The sequence below is a fragment of the Actinomycetospora sp. TBRC 11914 genome, from assembly GCF_012933465.1.
Taxonomy (GTDB): domain Bacteria; phylum Actinomycetota; class Actinomycetes; order Mycobacteriales; family Pseudonocardiaceae; genus Actinomycetospora.
This window is the reverse complement of the sequence record NZ_JABBND010000001.1, coordinates 788,845-803,326: the sequence shown is the minus strand read 5'-3', so window position 1 is coordinate 803,326 and position 14,482 is coordinate 788,845. Positions and strand designations below refer to the sequence as shown.

Genomic DNA, 14,482 nt, shown 5'->3' with positions numbered 1-14,482 from the left:
AGGACCCTGCCCGTGTCCCCCCTCTCGCCCTCCCCGGCGCGGCCCCGTCGCCGCGGCACCGCCGTGGTCGGTGCCCTCGCCGTCGCCGTGGTCACCGCCGGGCTGGTGGCGGCCTGCTCCTCCGGCGGGTCCGACCAGGCCGCCCAGGGCGCCAAGGTCACCATGACGCTGTCCGACCAGGGATGCGCCCCCCAGCCGGCCTCCGTGGCCGCCGGGCCGGTCGACTTCACCGTCACCAACTCCGGCACGGCGAAGGTCACCGAGGGCGAGATCCAGAAGGACAGCCGGATCCTCGGCGAGAAGGAGAACATCACCCCGGGCCTCTCGGGTGACTTCTCACTGCGTCTCGACCCGGGCCAGTACACCGTCTACTGCCCGGGGGCCGCGCAGGACACCGCGCAGTTCACCGTCACCGGGCAGGGCGGGCAGTCGCAGGCGCCGGTGGACGCCTCACTGGCCACCGCGACGACGGGCTACAAGCAGTACGTGGTCGGCGAGGTGGCCGCCCTCGTGCCCGCCACCAAGCAGTTCACCGACGCGGTCCGCGCCAACGACGTCGCGGCCGCCCAGAAGGCCTACGCGCCGGCGCGCTACCACTACGAGACGATCGAGCCGGTGGCCGAGAGCTTCGGCGACCTCGACCCGGCGATCGACCAGCGCATCGCCGACGTCGAGCCGGGCCAGGAGTGGACCGGGTTCCACCGCCTCGAGCAGGCGCTGTGGGTGAACCGCTCGACGGCGGGGATGGCGCCGGTCGCGGACAAGCTCGACGCCGACATCGCGAAGCTCCAGTCCCTCGTCGCGACCGCGGAGTACCAGCCCGCCCAGCTGGCGAACGGCGCGAGCGAGCTGCTGACCGAGGTCTCGACGTCGAAGGTCACCGGCGAGGAGGACGCCTACTCCCACACCGACCTCTCGGACTTCGACGCCAACATCGTCGGCGCCCAGAAGGCGTTCGAGCTGCTCAAGCCGTCGCTGCAGAGCAAGGACGCGGCGCTGGCCACCCAGCTGCAGGCCCGCTTCACCGGCATCACCGACGAGCTGGCGCCCTTCCGCACCGGGCAGGCCGCCCCGGGCGTCCCCGGCTACGTCGACTACTCGACCGTGGGCGACGCGCAGCGCCGGGTCCTCGCCGACCGGGTCAACGCGCTGGCCGAACCGCTCTCGCAGGTCTCCGGAAAGGTCGCATGACAGCGCGGTCCCAGCTCTCCCGACGTTCCCTCCTCGGCCGCGCCGGTCTCCTCGCGGGGGCCGGCGTGGCCGGTGGGGTGCTCGCCGGCTGTTCGGCCGAGGCCGCGCCACCGGCCCAGGTCGTCCCCTTCCGGGGGCAGTACCAGGCCGGGATCGACACCGCGGCGCAGGACCGGCTGGCCTTCGCGGCGTTCGATGTCGCCCCCGGCTCCAGCCGGGCCGACCTCGTCGCGATGCTCACCTCCTGGACGGCGGCCGCCGAGGCGATGACCCTCGGGCAGCCCGTCCCGGGCTCGAACGACGAGCAGCAGAGCCCACCGGCCGACACTGGGGAGGCCGACGGCCTCGCGCCGGGGAACCTGACCGTCACCGTCGGGTTCGGCCCGGGCCTCTTCGACGGCCGCTTCGGGCTGGCCGCCAAGCGCCCGGCCGAGCTCGCCGCGCTGCCCGCGCTCCCCGGCGACTTCCTCGACCCCGCGAAGTCCGCCGGCGACATCTGCGTCCAGGCGTGCTCAGAAGATCCGCAGGTCGCCTTCCACGCCGTGCGCAACCTCGCCCGGCTCGGCCGCGGCACCGTCGTGATGCGCTGGACCCAGCTGGGCTTCGGCCGGACCTCGTCGACGTCGACCGCCCAGGCCACCGCCCGCAACCTCATGGGCTTCAAGGACGGCACCCGCAACCTCAAGGTGGAGGACCCGGCGGCGATGTCGCGGTCGGTGTGGATCGCGCCGGGCGACGTCCCCGGCGGCGCCTCGTGGCTGGCGGGCGGCAGCTTCCTGGTCTCCCGCCGCATCCGCATGTTCATCGAGCCCTGGGACCGGGACGTCCTCGCCGACCAGGAGAACGTCTTCGGGCGCGTGAAGGGGTCGGGGGGCCCGCTGTCCGGCGGCGACGAGTTCACCCCGCCCGACTTCCACGCCACCCTCGCGGACGGCACCCCCGCGATCCCGGCGGACGCGCACATCCGCCTCGCCGCCCCGGAGAACAACGGCGGCACCGCCATCCTGCGGCGCAGCTACTCCTACACCGACGGGGTCGACACCCGGACCGGCACGCTCGACGCCGGCCTGTTCTTCATCGCCTTCATGCGCTCGCCGTCGCAGTTCGTGCGGCTGCAGACGCAGCTCGGGGTCCACGACGCGCTCAACGAGTACATCCAGCACACCTCCTCCGCCCTGTTCGCCTGCCCGCCCGGGGTGGCGCCGGGGAACACGGGCGACTACTGGGGGCGGGCGCTGCTCGAGGGGTAGGGGTCGGCGCCGTCCGTGTGCGTCCGTTGGAGTGCCAGCGAAGCGTCGCTGCTTGCATCCAGTGGCAGAAAAGCCCCGTCGTCGGCGGGCCGGACCCTCGCTGGCAGCGAGTGCCACGAAGTCCGACGGGTCGATCGAGGGGCGCGGTGACCGGGCCGTAACCTGGCTCCCCGATGAGCGCGAGCGTCGACTCCCTGCGCGGGGCGGGCCCGCCCGATCCGTCCGGCGAGGGCGGCGAGGCCACCGAGCGCTTCCGCGCGCCGGTCGCCGACGACGCCACCGACCGCTTCCGCTCCCCGGTCGCCGGTGACGGTGCCGTCGCGACCTCGCCGCCGCCGGCCGAGCCCGACGAGGCGACGACGACGGAGACCGCGTTCAGCTCCCCGGGCACGGCGGAACGTGGGCCCGCCGCGACGACGACGGCGGCCGACGAGCCGGTGACCACCGAGACGCCCGGGGTCACGGACGCGGCGGGTACGGCAGCCGATCGCACGGCGACCACCGACGCGCCGGACCCCACGGAGGCGCCCCCGCCGACCTCGGCCGGCCGCTCCCGGCGGCTCTCCCGCGGGCTGCGCGTGCCCTCGACGCCCGCCCGGACCGCGGCGACGCCGACGGCGGGGGAGCGCGGCGGCCCGGCGGCCCCGACGACGAGCGCCCGACCCGCCCCGGCCCCGGTCGCGGCCGCGCTGACCACCGCCCCGGACACCACGGCCCGCCCGTCCGGGGCGGGACCGACGCCGCCCCTGCCGCTCGGGGGACCACCCCCGCCGTCGTCGTCACCCACCCCGCCGCGACGTACCGCCGCGCTGGGCCGGCTGGCGCTGGTCGTCGTGCTGGTCGCCGCCGTGATCGGGACGGTCGTCTTCCTGCAGCAGCGCAGCCAGTTCGGCCGCACCGACGCCGGGCCCGACGAGATCCCCGCGCTCGAGGTCGCGCCCGCCCAGGTCGACCTGGGCACCGTCGGGCAGCCGACCGCGGTGGCCCCGCCGTCGGCCCTGCTCCCCGGCACGAGCACGGCGGGGGCCGGCGGTGCCCAGGGCGCGACCTCGGTGTCGGCGTGGGCGAACGGCCTCGGCCCGCGGACCAACATCCCGCCGATCGCGCTGCAGGCCTACGGCATGGCCGAGCTGACGATGCGGCGGGCCGACCCGCAGTGCCACCTGTCGTGGGTGACGATCGCCGGCCTCGCGCGGATCGAGTCCAACCACGGCCGCTACCGGGGGGCGCACATCGAGCCGAACGGCGACATCGAGCCGCGCATCGTCGGCGTCCCGCTCGACGGCACCAGCGGGAACCGCACGATCAGCGACACCGACGGTGGACTGCTCGACGGCGACCCGACCCTCGACCGCGCCGTCGGCCCGCTGCAGTTCATCCCGTCGACCTGGGCGAAGTGGCGCGCCGACGGCAACGACGACGGCCGCGCCGACCCGGACAACATCTTCGACGCCGCGCTCGCGGCCGGCCACTACCTGTGCGCCGACGGCCGCGACCTCGCCACCGGGGAGGGCTGGCGGTCGGCGGTCCTCTCCTACAACAACTCCGACGACTACGGCCGCCGCGTCTACGCCGCCGCCGAGGCGTACGCGAACTCGACGGCGCCGTAGGCCCCCGCCCGGTCGAGGGAGCCCCTGCACGCCGACCGGATCTCCGTGTGGCGCGCAGTGCCTCCCTGATCACGAGTTCGCGCCTCGACGGAGCCGATCGGCGGCGGTCAACGTCGAAGTCCCGTGGGAGTCGATGCGAGCACGACCCGGCCGTTCCGGGGATCCGAGGCGGTCGCCCGGGGCGAGGTCACGTGGGGTCGCCTGGCGGGCCCGGCGTTCCGGCCCCTGCTGACCGACGTCTACGTCGGATCGCTGGCACAGGTGGACACCGCCACGTGGGTCCGGGCCGTGGCGCTGTGGGGCCGGGGCACGGGCGTGGTGTCCGGCCCCCTCGCCGCGCTGGCGTTCGGGGCGGAGTGTCCGTGGGACGACGAGCGCGAGCTCGTCATGCCCACCAGTCGTCGTCCGACGTCGGCCGAGGTCGCGGTCCGCCGCGATCGACTGCTTCCCGACGAGGTGTGCACCCGGTACGGCGTGCGCGTCACCTCCCCCGCGCGCACCGCCTTCGATCTCGCCCGGCGGGCGCCGCTGGTCGAGGCGGTCGCGGCCGTCGACTCGATCGCGTACCGGTGCCGGCTCACGCCGGACCATCTGCTCGCGGTGGCGGCAGCCCACCCGGCGGCGCGCGGATCGGTCCAGGTCAGGCGGGTGGCGGAGCTGATGGACGGCCGGGCGATGTCCCTGATGGAGACCCGGGCCCGGCTGGGCTTCGTGCTGCGCGGGGTGCCCGCGCCGATCCCGCAGTACGAGGTCCGGGTGGCCGACGGCGGCACCCGCTGGCTGGACCTCGGGTGGCCGGAGGTCCCCGAGGGACGCCGGAAGGTCGGCGTGGAGTTCGACGGACCGGAGCACCGGACGATCACCGGCCAGAACCGCGACCACCTCCGCGACGCCGACCTCGACGACCTCGGCTGGGAGATCGTGCGCATCGGGGCGGCGCAGGTGCTCGACGAGCGCCTCGCCGACGCCCTGGCTGCGCGGATCCTGCGCAAGGTCACGTGAGGCCGAGGAGCCGACGATGAGCAGGGAGTCACTGCACGCCACACGGAGATCCGGTCGTCGCGCAGTCACTCCTTCGTCGGACGCCGGGCCGCAGGAGAGGGCGCCGCCGCTCGCGTCGGATGATCAGGGAGCCCCTGCACGCCACACGAAGGTCCGGTCGCTGTGCAGCCGCTCCCTCGACGCAGCGGGCCGCAGCGGGGACCGGCCCGCACGCGACCCCTACGCCCCCCGCCGCAGCGCGATCGAGGCGCTCACCTCACCCAGCGCCTCCTGGTACTCCGGGCGGGGGTCCATCGCGGCGGCCATCCGGAGCTGGGCGCGCGCCTCCTCCAGCCGGGACTGCCGCTGCAGCGTCCGGCCGAGCGCGAACCGGGCGTAGTGGTCGGCCGGGTCGATCTCGAGGACCCGCAGGAAGCCCGCCTCGGCCCGCCGGAACTGCGCCGACGCCAGGTACGCGCGCGCCGCCAACAGGTGCACCGAGGCCGCCTCCGACTCCACCTCGAGCAGCGGGGCCAACGTCTTCAACGCGTCCAGCGGGCGACGGTGCTCGAGGAGCTGCTCGGCGCGGCGGAAGGCCGTCACCATGCCGCCGCCGGCGGCGGTGGGATCGGGCGGCGCACCACCGCCCGACGCGTCGTCCGGTCCCGCTCCGCCCCGCTCCGTGCCCCGCGACGACGACATTCCCGCACGGTAGGTCCCCGACGCGCGCGACGCGAGACCGGACCGTGTCAGCCACCCGGGTGGCAGCCCCGCGCACGGAGGGCGACGTGGCGCACGCCGTGGCTCACCCCGTGCCGGAGGCCCGGCAGCTAGCATCGGCGCCCGATCCGAGCGCAATCAGCCCAGTCGCAGCAGGAGGAGGCCGTTCCGTGGCGGTCATCGAGCAGGTCGGTGCCCGGGAGATCCTGGATTCCCGGGGGACCCCGACGGTCGAGGTGGAGGTGGCGCTCGACGACGGCACCCTCACCCGTGCCGCGGTCCCCTCGGGGGCGAGCACCGGCGAGCACGAGGCCGTCGAGCTGCGGGACGGCGACAAGGGTCGCTACCTCGGCAAGGGCGTCGAGAAGGCCGTCGGCGGGGTGCTCGACGAGATCGGCCCCGGCCTCGTCGGGATGGACGCCACCGAGCAGCGGGTCGTCGACCAGAAGCTGATCGACCTCGACGGCACCCCGGACAAGTCCCGGCTCGGCGCCAACGCGCTGCTGGGCGTGTCCCTCGCCGTCGCCCGCGCCGCGGCCGAGTCGGCCGAGCTCGACCTCTTCCGCTACATCGGCGGCCCCAACGCCCACGTGCTGCCGGTGCCGATGATGAACATCCTCAACGGCGGCGCCCACGCCGACTCCGGCGTCGACGTCCAGGAGTTCATGATCGCGCCCGTCGGGGCCGACACGTTCCGCGAGGCCCTGCGCTGGGGCGCCGAGGTCTACCAGGCGCTCAAGGCGGTGCTCAAGAAGAACGGCCTCTCCACCGGCCTCGGCGACGAGGGCGGGTTCGCGCCGTCGCTGCCGAACAACCGCGAGGCGCTCGACCTCATCTCGAGCGCCGTCGGGCAGGCCGGGCTCACGTTGGGCCGTGACGTGGTCCTCGCGCTGGACGTGGCCGCCAGCGAGCTGTTCTCCGACGGCACCTACACCTTCGAGGGACAGAAGCGCAGCGCGGCCCAGATGAGCTCCTACTACGGCGAGCTGCTCGACGCCTACCCGCTGGTCTCCATCGAGGACCCGCTCTCGGAGAACGACTGGGAGGGCTGGAGCCGGCTCACCGCCGACATCGGCGACCGCGTCCAGATCGTCGGCGACGACCTCTTCGTCACCAACATCGAGCGGCTCGAGGAGGGCATCGAGCGCCGCGCCGCGAACGCGCTGCTGGTGAAGGTCAACCAGATCGGCACCCTCTCCGAGACCCTCGACGCGATGAGCCTGGCCCAGCAGTACGGCTACCGCTGCATGATGAGCCACCGCTCCGGCGAGACCGAGGACACGACCATCGCCGACCTCGCCGTCGCCACCAACTGCGGCCAGATCAAGACCGGCGCCCCCGCCCGGTCCGAGCGCGTGGCCAAGTACAACCAGCTGCTGCGCATCGAGGAGGCCCTCGGCGACGCCGCCCGGTACGCGGGCGACCTCGCCTTCCCGCGCTTCGACCCGGAGAGCTGATCCTCGAGGGAGGGAACCGACACCGTGCCGACCCGGCCCCGCCCGTCACCGTCCGACCCGCCCGCGCGCCGCGGGTCGGGCGGCGGTCGCGCGACGACGGCCGACGCCCCCCGGGCGGCGACGGGCACCAGGACCGGCACGACGACGGGTGCGAAGACGGGGGCGACGACGACGGGTGCGACGACGGCGGGTGCGACGACGGCGGGTGCCGCGCCGGACACGACGACGCGGCCCCGCACCCGCGTCCGTGCCCGGCAGGGCCCCCGGCGCGACGCCCGCCGGACCGCGCTGCGCCGCCACCCGCTCTCCTCGCGACGCACCGCCGCCCCGACCGCGGCCCAGGCGGCCGCCCGCGCGGCCCGGGCGACGCGGGGTGCGCTCGGGCTCTCGACGGCGCGCCGTGCCGCGCTGCTCGCCGTCGTCGTCTGCGCCCTGGCGCTGACCGTCGCGGTGCCGCTGCGCAACTACGTCTCGCAGCGCCACGAGCTGGCGGCCGTCGCGGCCCAGCAGCAGCAGCTCGACGCCCAGGCCGCCCAGCTGCGCGGCGAGCGGGCCGCGATGGACGACCCGGCGCACGTCGAGGCCCTGGCGCGGGCCCGCCTCGGGTACGCCCGGCCCGGCGAGACGCCCTACCGCGTGGAGCTGCCCGGCGACGCGGCCGCGAGCGCGGCGGCCGCCGGCACCGGGGCCGCGATCGCCCCGTCGGAGGCGGACCTGCCCTGGTACACCCGCGTCGCCCGCGGCACGCTCGGGACGGCCCCGTGAGTCGGCGTGGCTGAGCCGCTGCGCGAGGGCGACCGGGAGGCCGTGGCGGCGCAGATCGGGCGCGCCCCCCGCGGGCTGTGCGGGGTGGCGCACCGCTGCCCGTGCGAGCTCCCCTCCACCGTGGTGACCGCCCCGCGCCTGGAGGACGGCACCCCCTTCCCGACGCTGTACTACGCCACCTGCCCGCGCCTGACGTCGCGGATCGGGTCGCTCGAGGCCGAGGGGCTCATGCGCACCCAGACCGAGCGCCTGGGCACCGACCCCGACTTCGCCGCCGCCTACACCGCCGCCCACCGGGCCTACCTCGCGGACCGGGACGCGATCGAGCCCCTCGGGACGGACGTCAGCGCGGGCGGCATGCCGGACCGGGTGAAGTGCCTGCACGTCCACGTGGCGCACACCCTCGCCGTCGGGCCCGGGGTGAACCCGGTCGGCGACGAGACGCTCGCGCTGCTGCCCGAGTGGTGGGCGGCGGGGCCGTGCGTCGCCCCCTAGATCGACGACGGTTCCCGGACACTCATCGTCTGCGAAAGTGGCTTTCCAGACGCGGGGACCGGTAGCGGATGCTCCCCGGACGCCGCCGGGTCGTGTGCCGTGCCCCCGCGATCGGGACCGCCGCGCCGGTACGCAGCGTCGCCGGGGGACGCGACACGGGTGATCCCGCGACACGGCCCGGTGCCGACCCCGCGCTCGGATTGCCGGAGGAGTGCTCCCCGCAGCACGATGGTCACCGCCGGAGGCGCCGACCAGCCCGCCGGCCCGGTTCCTCGGTGGTGCGGACGGCCCACCCGGGACGCGGGGTTCTCCGCCGGACCCCGCGGCCAGGAACCAGGGAGACCGGTCACCGGGCGGCGACACCCGCCGTCCGCCACCCGGTGACCGGTCTCCCGCCCCCCGCCCGGACGGTCGTCGTCGGGCGTCCTTGCTAGCGTCCCGACGGACAGGCCACCGCCTCGCCAGACGTCAGGGGAGCGCCCATGCCGCGCGTCGCGGCCATCGACTGCGGGACCAACTCGATCCGGCTGCTCGTCGCGGACGTCACCGTCCGCGAGGACGGGTCGCAGTGGCTGCGTGACGTCCACCGCGAGATGCGGATCAACCGTCTCGGGCAGGGCGTCGACGCCACCCGGCGGCTCGCGCCGGAGTCGCTGGCGCGCACCCGCGAGGCGCTGCTCGCGTACGGCGAGATGCTGCGCCGGACCTCCACCACGACGGTGCGGCTGTGCGCCACCTCCGCCACCCGTGACGCGGAGAACCGCGAGGAGTTCTTCGGCATGGTGCGCGAGATCCTCGGCATCGAGGCCGAGGTGATCACCGGCGACGAGGAGGCCCGGCTGTCGTTCGCGGGAGCGGTCGCCGACCTCGACCCCGACGAGGGCCCGTTCGTCGTCGCCGACGTCGGGGGCGGGTCGACCGAGCTCGTCTCCGGCACCTGGGACGCCGTCGCCGCGGAGGTCGCGGCGGCCTACTCGTCGAACGTCGGGTGCGTCCGGGTGGCCGAGAAGTTCCTCCACGACGACCCGCCGACCGCCGAGCAGGTCCGCGAGGCCGAGGAGTTCACCCGGGCGACGCTCGCCCCGGCGTTCGACGCGGTCGACGTCGAGTCGATCCAGACGTGGGTGGCGGTGGCGGGCACGGCCACGACGATCGCCGCCGTGGCCCTGGAGCTCCGCACGTACGACCCGGAGCGCATCCACCTGGCGCGCCTGGGTCTCGACGACGTGCGCGCCACCTGCCGGCGCCTCGAGGCGATGCCCCGGTCCGAGCGGGCGGCGCTGGGCCCGATGCACCCCGGTCGGGTGGACGTCATCGGGGCCGGGGCCCTCGTCGTCCGGGTCCTCGCCGACGAGCTCGCCGAGCGGGCGGGCGTCACCGAGCTCGTCATCTCCGAGCACGACATCCTCGACGGCATCGCCCGCGAGTGCGCCCTCGCGCAGAGCGGGGCGCCGCGTCGGCGCCGGGGCGAGGACGACGACCGGCCCGACGCGGACGGGGCGTGAGCGGCCGGGTCCCCGCCGCCCCGGCCGCCCTGGCCGCGCTCGACGCGGAGATCGCCGACTGCCGGGCCTGTCCGCGCCTGGTGGCGTGGCGCGAGCAGGTGGCCCGCGAGAAGCGGGCGGCGTTCCGCGACTGGACCTACTGGGGCCGGCCGGTGGCCGGCTTCGGCCCCGCCGACGCGCGGCTGCTCCTCGTCGGGCTCGCGCCCGCGGCGCACGGCGCCAACCGCACCGGCCGGATGTTCACCGGCGACCGCAGCGGCGACGTCCTGTTCGCGGCGCTGCACGCCGTCGGGCTCGCCTCCCAGCCGCACGCCACGCACGTCGGCGACGGGCTGGAGCTCTCCGGGGTGCGCATCGTCGCCCCCGTCCGCTGCGCCCCGCCGGAGAACAAGCCGACCCCGGCCGAGCGCGACACCTGCCGGCCGTTCCTGGAGCGCGAGCTGGCGCTGCTCGGTGAGGCCCGGGCGGTCGTCGTGCTCGGGGCCTTCGGGTGGCAGGCGCTGCTGCCGGTCCTGGCGTCCGGCTGGGTGGTCCCGCGGCCCCGGCCGGTGTTCGGCCACGGCGCGCACGTGGTGCTGGAGCCGCGCGGGGAGCGTCCCGGGCTGCAGCTCTTCGGCTGCTACCACGTCAGCCAGCAGAACACCTTCACCGGCCGGCTGACCCCCGCGATGCTCGAGGAGGTCCTCTCCCGGGCCGCCGTGGCCGCGGGCCTGACGCAGTAGGGTCCCGGCGGGCCCCTGTAGCCCAATCGGCAGAGGCAGGCGACTTAAAATCGCCGCAGTGTGGGTTCGAGTCCCACCGGGGGCACGCGTCGTTCACCGTCGCGACACCGCCGCGTGGGCGAGCCGTTCACCCGGGTTCACCCCGGCGTCGCTCCGCGGAGAGACGGCCGACGCCTTCCCCTCACCCGGCGGGGCCATGCTGGTCCACACCGCGAACGAACGCGCCGCACGTCGCGTGACCGCTCGCGTCCCGGCTCGGACCGCTCGGCGTTCCCGCCCCCGTGCTGCTCCGAACGGGCGAGATCGATGGGTCAGAATCCGGTCAGGAGGTGAGCGGGGTGGCTGACTTCGAGGGCGTCGCGCTGCCCGTGGACCGTGCCGGTCCCGGGCACGCAGGGGATCTCCCGCGCGGGGCGACCGGGCACGTCGTCCGGCCGCCGTGGCAGGAGCTGGAGACCCTCCGCCCGCTCACCCTGCGCTCCTGCCGGCGCATCGTCGTCGTCGCGCCCCACCCCCGCGACGAGATCCGGGCGGCCGGCGGTCTGCTGCGCCGTCTCGCGTCCCGGCACGCCGAGGTCGACGTCCTCAGCCTCACCGAGCGCCCCACCCGCACGTGCCCGTCGCCCCCGGTGGAGGGCGACGCGGTCGGCGACGGCCGGGTGCGCGCCGACGGTCCGTTCCCGGTCGATCCGGACGCGCCCGACCCGCTGACCTCGTTCACCCTCGAGGACCTGCTCGCCGGCCGGCTGGACGACCAGCTGGGCCACCTCGACGAGGGCGGCGCGGACGACGGGGACGACGACGCGGACCCCGGCGCGGCGGCCGCCCCGGAGGCGGCCGATCCCGACGAGGTGGCCGCCGAGGCCGCCTACCGGGCGCTGGGGCTGACCGTCGTGCGCCGGCACCGGCTCGGGCTGCCGGACGGCGGGGTCGCCGCCGCGGAGGCCGACGTCGTGGGGGCGATCAGCGAGATCGTCGGGTTCGCCGAGGACCCGTCCGGGCTGTGCGTGCTGGCGCCCTGGTCGGGCGACGGCGACGACGACCACGAGGCCGCCGGCCGGGCCGCCGAGGTGGTGACTGCCGCCTACCGGGTCCGTCTGGTGCGCTGGCTCGACCGGGCGTGGAGCTGGGCGGGCCCCGACTCGGACGAGGTGCCGTGGCGGCGCGCCCGGCAGATCGTGCTGAGCGACACCGTGATCGCGCGCAAGCACGCCGCGAGCGAGGCGTTCAGCGCCGCGCTCGGCGCCGGGGGCGCCGCGCACGACCTGGAGCTGCCGGACGGCTCGGCGCCGGGTCCGCGCGAGGTCTTCCTGGTGTGAGGGGCCGTCCCGCGCCGGCCCCGGCGAGCCGCCGACGGCTCCGGGGCCACCGCCCCGCTGTCCGGTCCGGTGGCGTGTCGGGCCGACCCGCGTGCGGGTGGCTAGGCTCCACGGGGTGACCGGCAGGGCGAACGGCGACGGCGTGGAGGTGGCCACGTCGCGTGCCGAGGAGTACGCGGTGGCGCCCCCCGGCGCCGAGGGGGTGGACGGCGCGCGCGGTGACGGAGCGGAGTGGCCCGGCGTCGACCAGGCCGTGAGCGGCATGGCCGACGAAGCCGCGCGGGTGCGCGACAGCCTGGCGGTCGACGGCGGCGGGGATCTCCCGCAGGTCCTGCACACCGCCCCGGCCGCCGTCGCCCTCATCGACCTCGACGCGGGCACCGTCACCTACGCGAACGGCTCCGCCACGGACCTCACGGGCGGCCGGGCCCAGCTGCCCCTCGACATCGACGCCTGGAGCGAGGCCGCGGGTCTGACGGACCTCTCCGGCCGGCCGATGCGCGACACCGCCTCCCCGCTCTCGCGCGTCGCGCAGGGCATCCCGGTCTCCGGGGAGCCCGTCGCCGTGGCGGACGCCGCCCGCAAGGGCTCCGAGGCGACCGAGGAGGAGCGCGAGGAGGCCGAGGGACGCCTGCTGTGGGTCACCGGCTTCCCGCTGTCCGAGGCCGACGACGACGAGCGGCGCCGCCTCGCGCTGGTGGTGTTCCTGCAGCTGTCCGGGGCCGGGGCGCAGCGCCACCTCGAGATGATGCGCGACCGCGCCGTCGTCGCCACCGAGCTGTCGTTCACGATCTCCGACCCGGCGCGGGACCAGAACCCGCTCGTCTGGGTCAACCCGGCGTTCACCCGGCTCACCGGGTACGACCTCGACGAGGTCCTCGGGCGCAACTGCCGCTTCCTGCAGGGCCCGAACACCGACCCGACGTCGATCTCCCGCATCCGCAGCGCCCTGGCCGACGAGCGGCCGATCACCGAGGTGCTGCTCAACTACCGCCGCGACGGCACCGCCTTCTGGAACCAGGTCTCGATCTCGCCGGTGTTCGACGGCTCGGGCAACGTCGTCAACTTCGTCGGCGTGCAGGCCGACGTCACCGAGCGGGTCATGGTCGAGAACGAGCGCCGGGCGGCGCTCGCCGCGGCCGAGGAGACCCGCGAGCAGCTCCGCCTCCTCACCGACTCGACGGCGGCCATGACGGCGTCGCTGGACGCGGGCGGCGCGGCGCGGGCGCTGGCGCGCATCGTGGTGCCCGCGCTCGCGGACTACTGCTGCGTCGACCTGCTCGACGAGGTCGGGCTGCCGACCTCCGCGCACCGCGTGGCGGTCAACCACCGCGACGACTCGAAGACCGAGACCGTCGGCATGCTCGGCCGCTGGATCACCCCGACCGACGACGGCGACGACCCGGTCGACCGGGTGCTCGCCGGCGGCGCGCCCTCCCTGCTCCCGGAGCTGCCGGTCCGCCCGGACGGGCTGCGCGAGGAGTCGGACCTGATGGCCCGCTACGAGCAGCTGCGCCCGCGCTCGGCGATCGTGGTGCCGCTCCGGGCCCGCGGCCAGGTCCTCGGGGCCCTGACGTTGGGCACCGAGCTGCCCTACGGGCGCCGCTACTCCCAGCGCGACCTCTACCTCGCGAGCGACCTCGCCGCGCGGGCCGGGCTCGCCGTGGACAACGCGCGGCTCTACGCCCGCGAGCACGGCGCGGCGGAGACCCTGCAGCGCAGCCTGCTGCCGGCCGTGCCGGAGGTCCCCGGCCTGACGGTGGCCTCGCGCTACCTCGCGGCGACCGACGGCGCCCAGGTCGGCGGCGACTGGTACGACCTGCTGCCGCTGCCCGACGGCGCGGTGGGCGTGGCGGTCGGCGACGTCGTCGGGCACGACCTGCGGGCCGCCGCGGCGATGGGCGAGCTCCGCGGCGTGCTGCGCTCGTACGCGTGGGAGGGCCTCGGTCCCGAGGCGGTCATCGACCGGTGCAACGACCTCGTGCACGGGCTGGGCATGTCGGCGATGGCGACGGCGGTCTTCGGGCGGCTCGAGCGTGCGGCCGACGACGACGGCTGGGTCCTGGGCTACTGCAACGCCGGGCACCCGCCGCCCCTGCTGCGCCGCGGCGACGGCACCGTCGAACTGCTCACCGGGAACCTGTCGCCGCTGATCGGCGCGACCCGCGAGGCCTCGCGGGACTGCAGCGAGGTGCGGTGCCGGCCGGGGGACGTGCTGGTGCTGCACACCGACGGGCTCATCGAGGGCCCCAAGTTCGACACCGACGAGCGCACCGACCTGCTCGTCCGCACGGTGGCGGCCGAGAGCGACGTCGAGGACGTCGGGGCGCTGTGCGACAAGGTGCTCGAGGTGCTCGGCGCGGACGGCCTGCGCGACGACGCGGTGCTGTTGGCGATCCGGCTCGGCCGCTGACCTCCCGGAAGCCAGGCACACCAACGGCCGGCGGACCTCGGGGGCGGGTCCGCC

Annotated in this window: 12 protein-coding genes and 1 tRNA gene; 12 read left to right on the top strand and 1 reads right to left on the bottom strand. The window is 75.9% G+C overall.

Annotated elements, in window-relative coordinates; all coding sequences use genetic code 11:
• Nucleotides 1–12 precede the first annotated feature (12 nt).
• The 4 genes from efeO to HH311_RS33080 all read left to right on the top strand — a co-directional run bounded on the left by efeO (nt 13) and on the right by HH311_RS33080 (nt 5,053).
• Complete coding sequence (gene efeO, locus HH311_RS03845) at nt 13–1,191, top strand: iron uptake system protein EfeO (RefSeq protein ID WP_312029928.1); 1,179 nt, start codon at nt 13–15, stop codon at nt 1,189–1,191.
• Complete coding sequence (efeB, locus tag HH311_RS03840) at nt 1,188–2,441, top strand: iron uptake transporter deferrochelatase/peroxidase subunit (RefSeq protein ID WP_169182187.1); 1,254 nt, start codon at nt 1,188–1,190, stop codon at nt 2,439–2,441. The genes efeO and efeB overlap by 4 nt, the downstream gene beginning before the upstream one ends.
• A 173-nt stretch (nt 2,442–2,614) precedes the next feature.
• Nucleotides 2,615–4,051 (top strand): hypothetical protein, encoded by a 1,437-nt coding sequence (locus HH311_RS31340; protein ID WP_248292001.1) that lies wholly within the window; start codon nt 2,615–2,617, stop codon nt 4,049–4,051.
• A gap of 123 nt (nt 4,052–4,174) precedes the next feature.
• Nucleotides 4,175–5,053, top strand: a complete 879-nt coding sequence (locus HH311_RS33080) for a DUF559 domain-containing protein (RefSeq protein ID WP_169182186.1) — start codon at nt 4,175–4,177, stop codon at nt 5,051–5,053.
• Between the two features lie 219 nt (nt 5,054–5,272).
• Here the strand turns inward: HH311_RS33080 and HH311_RS03825 are convergent, their stop codons facing one another.
• Entirely contained in the window at nt 5,273–5,638 is a 366-nt protein-coding gene (locus HH311_RS03825; RefSeq protein WP_169182659.1) for a tetratricopeptide repeat protein, read from the bottom strand.
• A 284-nt stretch (nt 5,639–5,922) separates the two neighbouring features.
• Between HH311_RS03825 and eno the strand changes: the two genes are divergently transcribed.
• The 8 genes from eno to HH311_RS03785 all read left to right on the top strand — a co-directional run bounded on the left by eno (nt 5,923) and on the right by HH311_RS03785 (nt 14,428).
• Nucleotides 5,923–7,209 carry a phosphopyruvate hydratase gene (gene eno, locus HH311_RS03820; RefSeq protein WP_169182185.1) on the top strand — a complete coding sequence of 429 codons (1,287 nt, stop codon included), beginning with the start codon at nt 5,923–5,925 and terminating at the stop codon, nt 7,207–7,209.
• Nucleotides 7,210–7,233: 24 nt separating this feature from the next.
• Nucleotides 7,234–7,974, top strand: a complete 741-nt coding sequence (locus HH311_RS33075) for a septum formation initiator family protein (protein WP_312029927.1) — start codon at nt 7,234–7,236, stop codon at nt 7,972–7,974.
• Nucleotides 7,975–7,980: 6 nt separating this feature from the next.
• Nucleotides 7,981–8,469 (top strand): DUF501 domain-containing protein, encoded by a 489-nt coding sequence (locus HH311_RS03810; protein ID WP_169182184.1) that lies wholly within the window; start codon nt 7,981–7,983, stop codon nt 8,467–8,469.
• A 482-nt stretch (nt 8,470–8,951) separates the two neighbouring features.
• Entirely contained in the window at nt 8,952–9,974 is a 1,023-nt protein-coding gene (locus HH311_RS03805; protein WP_169182183.1) for a Ppx/GppA phosphatase family protein, read from the top strand.
• Entirely contained in the window at nt 9,971–10,696 is a 726-nt protein-coding gene (locus HH311_RS03800; protein ID WP_312029926.1) for a uracil-DNA glycosylase, read from the top strand. Before HH311_RS03805 ends, HH311_RS03800 begins: the two co-directional genes overlap by 4 nt.
• An 11-nt stretch (nt 10,697–10,707) precedes the next feature.
• Nucleotides 10,708–10,781 (top strand) — tRNA-Leu (locus tag HH311_RS03795).
• Between the two features lie 253 nt (nt 10,782–11,034).
• Entirely contained in the window at nt 11,035–12,015 is a 981-nt protein-coding gene (locus HH311_RS03790) for a PIG-L family deacetylase (RefSeq protein ID WP_169182182.1), read from the top strand.
• Nucleotides 12,016–12,130: 115 nt separating this feature from the next.
• Nucleotides 12,131–14,428, top strand: coding sequence for a SpoIIE family protein phosphatase (locus HH311_RS03785; protein WP_169182181.1), 2,298 nt, complete (start codon nt 12,131–12,133; stop codon nt 14,426–14,428).
• Nucleotides 14,429–14,482: the final 54 nt, after the last annotated feature.

Bases quoted from the DNA above. Each gene is read 5' to 3' on its own strand.
- HH311_RS03805 (WP_169182183.1), top strand. From the start codon at position 8,952: ATGCCGCGCGTCGCGGCCATCGACTGCGGGACCAACTCGATCCGGCTG.
- HH311_RS31340 (WP_248292001.1), top strand. From the start codon at position 2,615: ATGAGCGCGAGCGTCGACTCCCTGCGCGGGGCGGGCCCGCCCGATCCG.
- HH311_RS03825 (WP_169182659.1), bottom strand. From the start codon at position 5,638: ATGGTGACGGCCTTCCGCCGCGCCGAGCAGCTCCTCGAGCACCGTCGC.
- efeB (WP_169182187.1), top strand. From the start codon at position 1,188: ATGACAGCGCGGTCCCAGCTCTCCCGACGTTCCCTCCTCGGCCGCGCC.